The 10,930-nt window shown below is 70.2% G+C and carries 11 protein-coding genes; 5 read left to right on the top strand and 6 right to left on the bottom strand.

The features are described 5' to 3' along the window. Positions 1–402, top strand: a 402-nt coding sequence (locus tag OZN99_RS16810) for a hypothetical protein (protein WP_408611854.1), incomplete at its 5' end; no start/stop codon positions are given. Positions 403–412: 10 nt separating this feature from the next. On the opposite strand, the gene OZN99_RS16805 is transcribed toward OZN99_RS16810, so the two are convergent. Then, positions 413–1,528, bottom strand: coding sequence for a M20/M25/M40 family metallo-hydrolase (locus OZN99_RS16805; RefSeq protein ID WP_270936416.1), 1,116 nt, complete (start codon positions 1,526–1,528; stop codon positions 413–415). 51 nt (positions 1,529–1,579) lie between these two features. Here OZN99_RS16805 and OZN99_RS16800 point away from each other — a divergent pair, with 51 nt between their 5' ends. From OZN99_RS16800 to OZN99_RS16790, 3 genes are read left to right on the top strand one after another with little or no spacing between them, the layout of a single operon-like run. Continuing rightward, the gene (locus tag OZN99_RS16800) at positions 1,580–2,713 is read left to right on the top strand and encodes a pyridoxal-phosphate dependent enzyme (protein ID WP_270936415.1); all 1,134 of its coding nucleotides are present in this window, start codon (positions 1,580–1,582) and stop codon (positions 2,711–2,713) included. Continuing rightward, the gene (locus OZN99_RS16795; RefSeq protein ID WP_270936414.1) at positions 2,713–3,822 is read left to right on the top strand and encodes an alanine racemase; all 1,110 of its coding nucleotides are present in this window, start codon (positions 2,713–2,715) and stop codon (positions 3,820–3,822) included. The genes OZN99_RS16800 and OZN99_RS16795 overlap by 1 nt, the downstream gene beginning before the upstream one ends. Before the next feature lie 60 nt (positions 3,823–3,882). Beyond that, on the top strand, positions 3,883–4,299 hold the full coding sequence (locus tag OZN99_RS16790; RefSeq protein WP_270936413.1) for a hypothetical protein: 417 nt from the start codon (positions 3,883–3,885) through the stop codon (positions 4,297–4,299). Here the strand turns inward: OZN99_RS16790 and OZN99_RS16785 are convergent. After that, entirely contained in the window at positions 4,296–4,943 is a 648-nt protein-coding gene (locus tag OZN99_RS16785; RefSeq protein WP_270936412.1) for a trimeric intracellular cation channel family protein, read from the bottom strand. The genes OZN99_RS16790 and OZN99_RS16785 overlap by 4 nt on opposite strands. A gap of 3 nt (positions 4,944–4,946) precedes the next feature. Next, on the bottom strand, positions 4,947–6,188 hold the full coding sequence (locus OZN99_RS16780; protein WP_270936411.1) for an MFS transporter: 1,242 nt from the start codon (positions 6,186–6,188) through the stop codon (positions 4,947–4,949). 207 nt (positions 6,189–6,395) lie between these two features. On the opposite strand from OZN99_RS16780, the gene glmS reads away from it, so the two are divergent. Then, positions 6,396–8,219 (top strand): glutamine--fructose-6-phosphate transaminase (isomerizing), encoded by a 1,824-nt coding sequence (glmS, locus tag OZN99_RS16775; RefSeq protein WP_270936410.1) that lies wholly within the window; start codon positions 6,396–6,398, stop codon positions 8,217–8,219. Between the two features lie 3 nt (positions 8,220–8,222). On the opposite strand, the gene OZN99_RS33550 is transcribed toward glmS, so the two are convergent. The 3 genes from OZN99_RS33550 to OZN99_RS16765 all read right to left on the bottom strand — a co-directional run. Continuing rightward, positions 8,223–8,987 carry a glycosyltransferase family A protein gene (locus OZN99_RS33550; protein ID WP_408611855.1) on the bottom strand — a complete coding sequence of 255 codons (765 nt, stop codon included), beginning with the start codon at positions 8,985–8,987 and terminating at the stop codon, positions 8,223–8,225. Then, positions 8,987–9,739 carry a toll/interleukin-1 receptor domain-containing protein gene (locus tag OZN99_RS16770; RefSeq protein WP_270936409.1) on the bottom strand — a complete coding sequence of 251 codons (753 nt, stop codon included), beginning with the start codon at positions 9,737–9,739 and terminating at the stop codon, positions 8,987–8,989. Before OZN99_RS16770 ends, OZN99_RS33550 begins: the two co-directional genes overlap by 1 nt. 53 nt (positions 9,740–9,792) lie before the next feature. Beyond that, positions 9,793–10,930 (bottom strand): nucleotide sugar dehydrogenase (locus tag OZN99_RS16765; RefSeq protein ID WP_270936408.1); only part of this gene is annotated, 1,138 nt, incomplete at its 5' end.

Genomic DNA, 10,930 nt, shown 5'->3' with positions numbered 1-10,930 from the left:
GAGCTGCCGGCTGCGCTCGGCCGCGCTGACACGGCGCATCGGGCGCTGCGCCGCGCCGCGGCGGCCCGGCTGCTGCACCGGCTGCTGCTGCGCGTCTCGCCGCACCCCCTGATGCGCGACAGCGGGCTGCACGGCATCGCCTGGTTCATCGTGCGCGCCTTCCGCCGCGCCTTCCGCGTCGCGTCGGGGGCCATCGCCTTCGCCCGCCGCCTGGGCCTGGCCAGCGCCCTGCCCTGCGCGCCCTGCTGGCTGCCGCAGGCGCATTTGTCCGAAACGGTGCAGCGCATCGCACAGGGGCTGCGCGCCATGACCTCGCCGCGCCCACCCGCGCTGCTCGAGGCGCTGCACTACCTGTTCCGCCGCACCGTCGGGGAGCCGCGGATGTGGCGGACGACCGGGTGAACCCTTCGCGCTACCGCACCCCGGCGGCCAGCACGCGTCCGAACAGCGGCACCGCGTCCAGCAGCTCCCGCACCGGCGCGCATTCACGCGGCGTATGCGCCAGGCCGACATCGCCGGGCCCCAGCACCAGGCAGGGTGCCAGCGCCTGCAGCTCGCTCGCATCGGTGCCGTATGGCGCCGTGCGCGGCGCCTTGCCGGTCAGCGCCACGCCGAGCGCGACCAGCGGATGATCGGCGGGCAGCTCGGGCGGCCGCCCTTCCCGCTGCTCCGCCAGCTCCAGCCCGGCCGCCTGCGCGGCGTGCCGGACCGCCTGGACCACCGGTGCAGGGTCCACCTTGGCGCTGTAGCGGAACTTGATGTGCGCGGTGGCGCGCGCGACCGTCACGTTCAGCGCGGTGCCGTGGTTATCCAGCACCAGGTTGAAGTCGGAGAAGGGCGGCTCGTACTCGGCGTCCTGCAGCGCAGGATCGCTGCGCAGCCGCGCGAAGACCTTCTGCATCTCCACCAGGAAGGGCACCAGCTGCCAGTTGGCGTTGACGCCCTTGCCGGTGGAGGAATGCGCCTGCACGCCGCGCGCCGTCGCGGTGAAGGCGATGTGGCTGCGGTGCCCGCGCACCGGCGCCAGGCTGGTCGGCTCCGCCACGATGATGCCCTTCAGCCCCAGCGAGGCCGCCAGCGCGCTGCGCGTGGCGATGATGTGCGCGCCCTGCTTGGTCGTCTCCTCGTCGGCGGTGATCAGCAGCGTCGCGGGCACATCCGCCGGGGCGCGCTGCGCCGCCACGATGGCGGCCGCCACCTGCCCCTTCATGTCCACGCTGCCCAGCCCGTGCAGGAAACCCGCATCGTCCAGCCGCGGTGTCCAGGGGTCGCTCTCCCACCCCGTCGCCGGCACGGTGTCGAGATGGCCCGAGAGCGCGTAGCCGCCGCCGCGCTTCGGCCCCTTGTGCGCGACGAGGGCGCGCTTCGCCACGCCGTTCGCATCCGTGTAGTCCAGCCGCTCCAGCTCGAACCCCGCCAGTTCGCGCTCCACGCGCTCGGCTACGGGGATGTTGGAGACGAAGCTGCGGCTGTCGATGGCGACGACTTCCGCGGCGAGCTTCAGCACGGGGTCGGTCAGGTCTGGCATGGCGGGCACCCTCGCTTGTCGGGCGGCACCCGGCAAGGGAGGATGCGGCCCATGCAGACGTCGCCCCGGCAATCCTACCTCGACCCCCGCACCGGCCGCACCTGGCCGCTCGACGTGCCGCGCTGGTGCGGCGATGCGCGGGAGCCGCTGCTGCTCTCGCCCCGCACGGGCATCGGGCGCGACGACATCGCGCGCGGCGTGCGCTCCATCTGGCGCTACGCCGCCGCCTTCCCCTTCGCGCCAGGGGCGCCGATCAGCATGGGCGAGGGGTGCACGCCGCTGGTCGAGCGCCAGCTGCCCGGCGGCACCGCGCTGCTGAAGTGCGAGTGGTTCATGCCGACCGGCAGCTTCAAGGACCGCGGCGCGAGCGTGATGCTCTCCCTGCTGCGCGACCAGGGCGTGACGAACGTGCTGGAGGATTCCTCGGGCAATGGCGGCGCGGCCGTCAGCGCCTATGCCGCAGCGGGCGGCATGGCCGCGACGATCTTCGTCCCCGCCTCCACGAGCCCCGCCAAGACCGTGCAGTCCCGCGCCGCCGGCGCGGCGATCGAGCTGATCCCCGGCAGCCGCCAGGACTGCGCCGACGCGGCGCTCGCGAAGTCGGCGGAGATCTTCTACGCCAGCCACAACTGGCATCCCTTCTTCCTCGAAGGCACCAAGACGCTGGCCTATGAGCTGTGGGAGGATCTGGGCTTCCAGGCGCCCGACCACGTCATCGTGCCCTGCGGCGCGGGGTCGAACGTGCTGGGCTGCTGGCTCGGCTTCGGGGAGCTGATGCGCGCCGGCCAGATCGCGAAGCTTCCGCGCATCTGGGCCGCGCAACCCGCGAACTGCGGACCGATCGCGCGCGCCGCGCTCGGCCTGCCGGCGCAGGAGGCGAAGCCCACCATCGCCGAGGGCACCGCCATCGCGCAGCCGCTGCGCCTGCCCGAATGCCTGGCCGCGCTGCGCGAAAGCGAGGGCGGCGCCGTGCTGCTCGAGGAAGCGGAGATCGCCGAGGCGTCGCTCGCCCTCGCCCGCACCGGCGTCTATGTCGAGCCCACCTGCGCCCAGGCCGCCTCGGCCTTCATGAAGCTGCGCCAGGCCGGGAGGATCGCGGCGGAGGAGACGACGGTCGTCGTCCTCACCGGCACCGGCCTGAAATCCACGCCGCGCTATGCGGAGATGCTGGGCGTCGCGCTGTGATGCGCAGTCTCCAGGACCTTCCCACCCCCTGCCTGCTGCTCGACCTCGACATCCTGCGGCGCAACGTCGCGCGCATGGCCGAAGCGGTCGCGCGGCATCCCGGCGTGGCTCTGCGCCCGCACATGAAGACGGCGAAGAACGCCCAGGTCGCGGACCTCGCCGCGCCGGGCAAGGGCGCGATCACCGTCAGCACGCTGGCGGAGGCGCGCTACTTCGCCGAACACGGCTTCCGCGACCAGATCTACGCCGTCGGCATCGTGCCGGCGAAGCTGGATGCCGTGGCCGCGCTGAACCAAGCGGGCAACGCGGTGAAGGTGATCACCGACGACCTCGAGGTGGCGCGCGGCATCGCCGCGCATCCCGGCCCGATCGAGGCGCTGATCGAGGTGGATGTCGGCGAGGCCCGCGCCGGCGTGACGGCCGAGGATCCCGCGCTCCTCGCCATCGCCGCCGCGCTCGGGCCGCGGCTGGCCGGCGTCGCCTCCCATTCCGGGCATTCCTATGCCGGCCGCAGCCTGGACGAGATGGCGGCGATCGCGGAGGCCGAGCGCGCCGGCGTCGTCGCCGCGGCGGAGCGCCTGCGCGCCGCCGGCCATGCGGTGCGCATCGTCTCCGCCGGCGCTTCCCCCACCGCGCTGCACGCCCGCCACCTGGAGGGCGTCACGGAGATGCGGGCCGGCGTCTACATGCTGGGCGACCTGTTCCAGGCGCAGATCGGCACGCATGGGCTGGACGACATCGCGGTGACGGTGCTCGCCTCCGTCATCGGGCGCTACCCGCGGCGCGACGCGGCGCTGCTGGATGCCGGCGCGCTGGCGCTGTCGAAGGACCGCAGCACGGAAAAGGCGCCGCGCGACTGGGGCTTCGGCCGCGTGCTGGACCTGGACGGCCGGCCGACGCTGGGTGATGCGGTGGTGACGCGGGTGCACCAGGAGCACGGCGAGCTGCGCGCCGCCTCCGGCACGCTGCCGCTGGACCGCCTGCCGGTCGGCGCGCGGGTGCGCGTGGTGCCGAACCACGCCTGCCTGACCGCCGCGGCGCATGAGCGCTACCACGTGCTGGAAGGCGGCCGGCTGGTGGCGGAGTGGGCGCGCGTGAACTACTGGTAACTCGTCCGCCAGGATGTCGTTGCCGTTCCGGGACTAGCGTGGCCGCCCGGAGGCCCCCCGATGCCGCCGTCCCTCGCCCGCCGCACCGCGCTGGCCCTGCCGCTGCTGTTCGTGCCGCGCGCACGGGCCGCGCTGCCGCATGGCATCCCGCCCTTCCCGCTCTGGATCGGGCGAACCGCGCTGCTGGCCGGCGATGGCGGCGCGGCGCGGCTGCTGCTGGCGGCCGACGGCACCGGGACGATGACCGTGCGCTTCTTCGTCTTCTGCCGCACCCTGCCGGTGCGCAACTGGCAGGTGGAGGAGGATGGCCTCTCGCTGCGCTACAGCCGCGTCTCCGCCCTGGATGCCGGCCGCATGATCCATGGCGAGGCGCACATCCTGCGCGAGGCGCCGCAGCTGCTCTGGATCGAGGCGGCGCGCCATACCGCCACCTTCGAGGGCTTCGCCGCCGCCGACCATGCCGGGCGCTGCGGCTAGCGCCGGTCGGGATAATCCCGCGCCGGCCGCGCTCGGTAGGTGGGCAGCGACCAGCCGCGCAGGATGGCCGCGGCGCGGATCGAGAAGCCCAGCGCGATGCCGGCGGTCAGCGCCACGTCGCGCGGCAGCGGCGCCAGGCGCAGCGCCACATAGGCAACCGCCGCCGCGGCGGCCGCGGTGATGTAGATCTCGCGGCGCAGGATCAGCGGCAGCTCGTTGCAGACCACGTCGCGCAGGATGCCGCCGCCCACCGCGGTGACCACGCCGAGCAGCACCGCCGCCCAGGGATCGGCGCCGGCGATCAGCGCGATCTCCGCCCCCAGCACGGCATAGAGCGCGAGCCCCGCGGCATCCACCCAGAGCAGCGCACGGAAGCGGCTCTCCACCAGATGCGCGGTGAAGAACACCAGCAGCCCCACTCCCGCGGCGAAGCCGATCAGCTCCGGCCGCTGCAGCCAGAACACCGGCGTGCGGCCCAGCAGCAGGTCGCGCAGCGTGCCGCCGCCGAAGCCGGTCAGGACGGCGATCAGCACGAAGCCCACCGCATCCATCTGCTTGCGGCTGGCGACCAGCGCGCCGGAGGCCGCGAAGGCCGCGATCCCCGCCCAGTCGAGCAGCCGCAGCGCGATGTCGAGCGGCGCCAAGCGCTACTCCGCCGGCAGCGCCGCCGCCCGCGCCTGCCGCGCCGCGCCGGCCGCGCTGCCCATGCAGAACAGCGAGCCCACCAGCAGCGCCGCGGCCAGCGGCAGCACCAGCGCGGCCAGGCCCAGGTCGATCAGGAAGCCGAAGGGCACCGGCGTGATCGCCTGGCCCAGCGGCAGGCCGGAGGAGACGAAGCCGAACACCTTGCCCATCTGGCCGGGCGGGACCGCCTCCTTCAGCATGACGTCGCGCGGCGTGCGCGAGGCCCCGAGCGCCAGCCCCGCCAGCAGCGCGACCGGCGGCACCAGCCACTCGGCCATCGGGACGGTGCCGAGCGCCGTCACCAGCGTCGCCGCCACCAGCGTCGGCACGACGATCAGCGCGAAATGCCGGCGCGACCGGTCGGCCAGCCAGCCGCCCACCAGCGTGCCGCCTGTGGCGCCGGCCATGTAGCCGGTCAGCGCCAGGGACGCGACCGCGACCGGCATGCCCCACAGCTTGCCCAGCACGGTGATCGAGAAGGCCTGGATCGCGGAACTCGCCATGCCGCTCAGCAGGAAGAAGCCGAAGAACAGCAGGATCGGGCGCGAGAGCAGCAGCTCCCGCCCGGTGGGCTGCGCGCCCCGGTCCTTCGGCTTGGCCTGGTCGCGCAGGATGCGGCCCTGCCACATGATCAGCCCCGCGACGGGCACGCCGAGCAGCCCGAGGATCAGCAGCGCGCTGCGCCAATCCATCACCAGCAGCAGCGCCGCGACCACCGGCGGGCCGAAGGCGAAGCCCAGGTTGCCGGTGAAGGTGTGCAGCGCGAAGGCCCGCCCCATCCGCGACTTGTCGATGGAGGCGCCGAGGATCGCGTAGTCGGCCGGGTGGATCACCGAGTTGCCGACGCCGGAGGTGATCGCCAGCAGCAGGATCGCCCAGTAGCCCGGCGCGAAGGCCATGCCGGAGATCGACAGCGCCATCAGCAGCGTGCCGCCCACCAGGAAGGGGCGCGCGCCGAAGCGGTCCACCAGGAAGCCCACCGGGGTCTGCAGCGCCGCCGTCACCGCGCTCATCAGCGCGACCGCCAGGCCGAGTTCCGCGAAGGAGACGCCGAACTCGTCGCGCCACACCAGGAACAGCGGCGGCAGGCAGAGCATGTAGAAATGGCTCAGGCAGTGCCCGGTGCCGATCAGCGCGATGATCCGCGCGTCGCGGCCCCATGGCGGTGCCTGCGTCGGCGCCTGCGCAAGCGGGGCTTCGGCCATGCCGGACGGGCTCCTGCGGGGAAGGCGGCAAGCTGCGCCGGGGCGGGTCGACGGTCAATGCAGGCCGGCAGGACGACGGAAAACCGCGGAAACAGCCTGTGAACCCCTGACATTGCACTCTATGCATTCCGCCCGCCGGGCGGAGCGGCTAGACCGGCGCGACGCGGATGCGACGGGGCACGGACCCGGAACGAAGGAGTGGGCCCGATGTGCGGGATCGTCGGAGTGGTCGGCCGGGGCGAGGCGGCGCCGCTGCTGCTCGATGCGCTGCGTCGCCTGGAGTATCGTGGCTATGACAGCGCCGGCATCGCCACCCTGGTCGGCGGCGGCATCGACCGCCGCCGGGCGGAAGGCAAGCTCGGCAACCTGGCCGGCGTGCTGGAGCGGAACGCCCTGCCCGGCACGACCGGCATCGGCCACACCCGCTGGGCCACGCACGGCGCGCCGACCGAACGCAACGCCCACCCGCACGCCACCACACGCGTCGCCGTGGTGCACAACGGCATCATCGAGAACCACGCCGAGCTGCGCACCGAGCTGGAATCGCAGGGCGCCCTGTTCGAGACGGAGACCGACACCGAGACCTTCGTGCGCCTGCTGGACAGGCTGCTGGCCGACGGGCTGGAGCCGGTGGCGGCGTTCGGCGCGGCGCTGAAGCGCGTGCACGGCGCCTTCGCGCTGGCAGCGGTCTTCGCCGGCCATCCGCGCCTGCTGCTGGGCGCCCGCCAGGGCGCGCCGCTCGCCGTCGGCTTCGGGGAGGGCGAGATGTTCCTCGGCTCCGACGCGCTGGCGCTGGCTCCGCTCACCCGCCGCATCGCCTACCTCGAGGAAGGCGACTGGGTGGTGGTGACGGAGGAGGGCGCGCGCTTCTTCGACGTGGACGGCGCGGCGGTTGAGCGGACGGTCGTGCAGACCGCCGTCTCCGGCGCCGTGGTCGGCAAGGGCAACTACCGCCACTTCATGGAGAAGGAGCTGCACGAGCACCCGGCGGTGCTCGGCGACACGCTGCGCCAGTATCTCGACCCGCGCTCGCAGGAAGTGCGGCTGCCGCGCCTGCCCTTCGACCCCGCCCGCGTGCCGCGCCTGACGCTGACCGCCTGCGGCAGCGCCTTCCTCGCTGCGCATGTCGGCCGCTACTGGATCGAGGGGCTCGCCCGCATTCCCTGCGACGCCGACGTGGCCAGCGAACTGCGCTATCGTGACCCGCCGCTGCCCGATGGCGGCGCGGCCATCCTCGTCTCCCAGTCGGGCGAGACGGCGGACACCATGGCGGCGCTGAAGCTGCTGAAGGCCGGCGGGCAGCAGGTGCTCTCCATCGTCAACGTGCCGGAAAGCACGATGGCGCGGGCCAGCGACGCCGCGCTGCTGACGGTGGCGGGGCCGGAGGTCGGCGTCGCTTCCACCAAGGCCTTCACCGCGCAGCTCGCCGTGCTCGCCTGCCTAGCCATCGGCTTCGCCCGCGCGCGCGGGAAGATGACCCCGCAGGAGGAGGCGCGGCTGACCCAGGCGCTGGTCGCGGTGCCGGGCCACGCGGCGGAGGTTCTGGAGCAGGATGCGCGCATCCGCGAGCTGGCCGCCGAGGTGGCGAAGGCGCGCGACGTGCTGTTCCTGGGCCGCGGCAGCCTCTACCCGATCGCGCTAGAGGGCGCGCTGAAGCTCAAGGAGATCAGCTACATCCACGCCGAGGGCTATGCCGCCGGCGAGATGAAGCACGGCCCCATCGCGCTGATCGATTCCAACGTGCCGGTCATCGCGCTGTGCCCAAGCGGCCCGCTGTTCGAGAAGACGGCGAGCAACCTCCAGGAGGCCGCGGCGCGCGGCGGGCGGATCATGGCCTTCACGGATGCCGCCGGCGCCGCCGCGCTCGGCCGCTTCGCGGAGCATGTGGTGGTGCTGCCGGACGCGGACCCCTTCGCCGCGCCGATCCTCTACACCATCCCGGTGCAGCTGCTGGCGTACCACGTCGCCGTGCTGAAGGGCACGGATGTGGACCAGCCGCGCAACCTAGCGAAGAGCGTCACGGTGGAGTAGAGCTTACGGAGCGAGCATGCCATTGGGGCGGAGCGGTTGAGAAAAGCCGCCTAACTGGTAAGATACGGTAGCGACCCGGAGGGCCTTCACAGGCCGCCCTGACCGGATTATCCGGTGAATAAGATCGTGACTTTCGCCCCAATTCTGTGAATGTTCTCGCGATGGCACAAACCTACGCGACAGGAGCTCGTGAGCCCTATATAGTATTGCGCTTGTAAATAGGTAAACTTGAACGTCATTGCTTGACTGATAGACGAATGGATATGCGACGTTTGAGCCCCGCTCGTATACTCCGATGTCGGCGAAACGCGCGAATTGCTCTTTCGCCGCCTCGTCAGTTGTCGCCCAAGGGCAACGAGCGTCGAGTAATGCGCGTAATCCACTTTTATGATAGATTCGCACTCCCGAAATCACAGCCGCTGCCTGGCCAAATTCTGCCAGAAGGAGCCTCAAATGGTCGCAATCCCACTCATCATCGTGATCTAGGAAAGCAGCGAAGTTATGTCGAATATGTTGAAGCGCCATGTTGCGCAGAAATACCACATGATCTAGCTGATATCCGCGCACCGGTCTACGGGAGCAAAAAATGGAATATCGTCTATCTGAACGAAATTCTTGTTCAAGTTGACAATGCAATTGATTGTTACGATCAACGATTATAATGTGGCGCCAATAGACATGCGTTTGTCTGCGAACGCTTTCTATTGTTCTTTCTAGTGATGCCTGCTTGCCATTAGTAATGGTAATGCAGTCGACAAAGCTCGGCATCATCGAGGCCACAAGAAAGTTCTAGCGAAGAATCGTGCAAATTTTGACTTCATATCGACCCAGAACGGGTTGATATCAACGGCACTTGGCGTAGGGGCCAGGCCAATCCCGAAGGAAATTCTGCACGGCGGGTGGACAGCAACGCGCAGAGGTAAGCTCAAATTATCCTGTTTTGAAAAAACAAGATAGGAGTCCTTCTTTGCAGGAAGTGCAATTGCGAATTCACGGGCCCAAGGACCCCACTGTAACTCACATCTAACCTTCATGGCCGCGGAATCATCATGTGACAAGCGCATCCACACTGGACCCGTGTACGCAAATGGGAAGTTGTGGACGACTTGATCTGTCACTGGGCCGTGAATGAGGTGGCGCACTTGAGTGGCCGCGTGCGAGAAGTCCGCATCCGACGTTAGATATTTCTTTGTCTTAAGATCTGCAAAGACCGAAAACGCGTCATTTGGATCGCAGAATATATAAGGGAGAAGCACATTACTGCCCGTCTCCGCCTCTCTGTGTAAAGCAAAATTGACTTCTTTTCTAACCCAATGACTGGCCATCGCATTGGCGGTTATAAGTACTGTAACGAACCGGCAGTTGGATAATCCGTCTGCTACTTTTTTATTGATGAGTTCTCCCCAGCCAATCTGTATTTCGTCGCGCCAGAAAGTTACGCCGACGCGATCGAGTTCGGCCCCCAAATCCTCTGCAAGCAGCTTGTCCCGTGACGAATACGATATGAAGACTTCGGCCATCTCGCGCCACCGGCACTACGTTGCAGATATCTGATGATACAACGAATTGATGCTCAAACAAACAGGGGCGTATCGGCCTGACGCGCTGCCTGCCGGACTAGGCCGCTCGGATCCACCACCACCTTTCCCGCGAAGAGCAGCGGATCGAGCGTACGGAAGGCCGTGTGCGGCACCAGCACCGCGACCACGTCCGCCGCGGTGATCGCCTCCGCCGCGTCGCGCCGCACCGCACCCTCCGGCACCTCGCTCACGAAGGGATCGCAGATGACGACGGGAAGACCCTCGGCGAGCAGCGTGCGCACGATCGCCATCGCCGGGCTCTCCCGCACATCCTCCACGTCGGGCTTGTACGCCAAGCCAAGGCAGGTCAGGCGCGGCGCGGCGAAGCGGGCGCAGGCGGCGCGGATTTGCGCCGCCACGCGCCAGGGCACGGCGTCGTTCACCGCGCGGGCGGCGCGGATCAGCGGCGCCGCGTCCTGCGCGTCCTGCGCCAGGAACCACGGATCCACCGCCACGCAATGCCCGCCGACGCCGACGCCGGGGCTCAGGATGTCCACGCGGGGATGCCGGTTCGCCAGTGCGATCGCGGCGCGGGCGTCCACACCGAAGCGCGCGGACAGCGCGGCCAGCTCGTTGGCGAAGGCGATGTTGACATCGCGGAAGGCGTTCTCGGCGAGCTTCACCAACTCCGCCATGCGGCAATCCACCGGCATCAGCGCGCCCCGCACGAAGGCGCGGTACAGCTGCGCCGCTTGCGCCGCGCAGCCGGCACCGAGCCCGCCGACCACGCGGTCGTTGTGCACCAGCTCGTGCAGCGCGCGGCCGGGCAGCACGCGCTCCGGCACATGGGCCAGGTGGACGCAGGCCGGCGGAGATCCGCCGCCGCGCAGCGGGAAGGCCAGGTCGGGCCGCGCCGCGGCAAGGCGCATTGCCAGCCGCTCCGTCGTGCCGACCGGCACGGTGCTCTCCAGGATCACCGTATCGCCCGGCCGCAGCACCGGCGCGATCGCATCGGCTGCCGCCTCCACCGCCGAGAGGTCGGCGCGCCTGCCTTCCGCCAGCGGCGTCGGCACGGCGATCAGGTGGAAGGCGGCCGGCGCCGGTGCGGACTGCACGCGCAGCCGCCCGCCGGCCAGCGCGCGCGCCAGCAGCGCATCCAGCCCCGGCTCGCGGTAGCCCGGACCGGGCGAT

Source organism: Falsiroseomonas oryzae, from assembly GCF_027856955.1.
GTDB lineage: Bacteria > Pseudomonadota > Alphaproteobacteria > Acetobacterales > Acetobacteraceae > Falsiroseomonas > Falsiroseomonas oryzae.
Note: the sequence above shows the minus strand (reverse complement) of the source record. Positions and strands in the feature narration are given on the sequence as shown.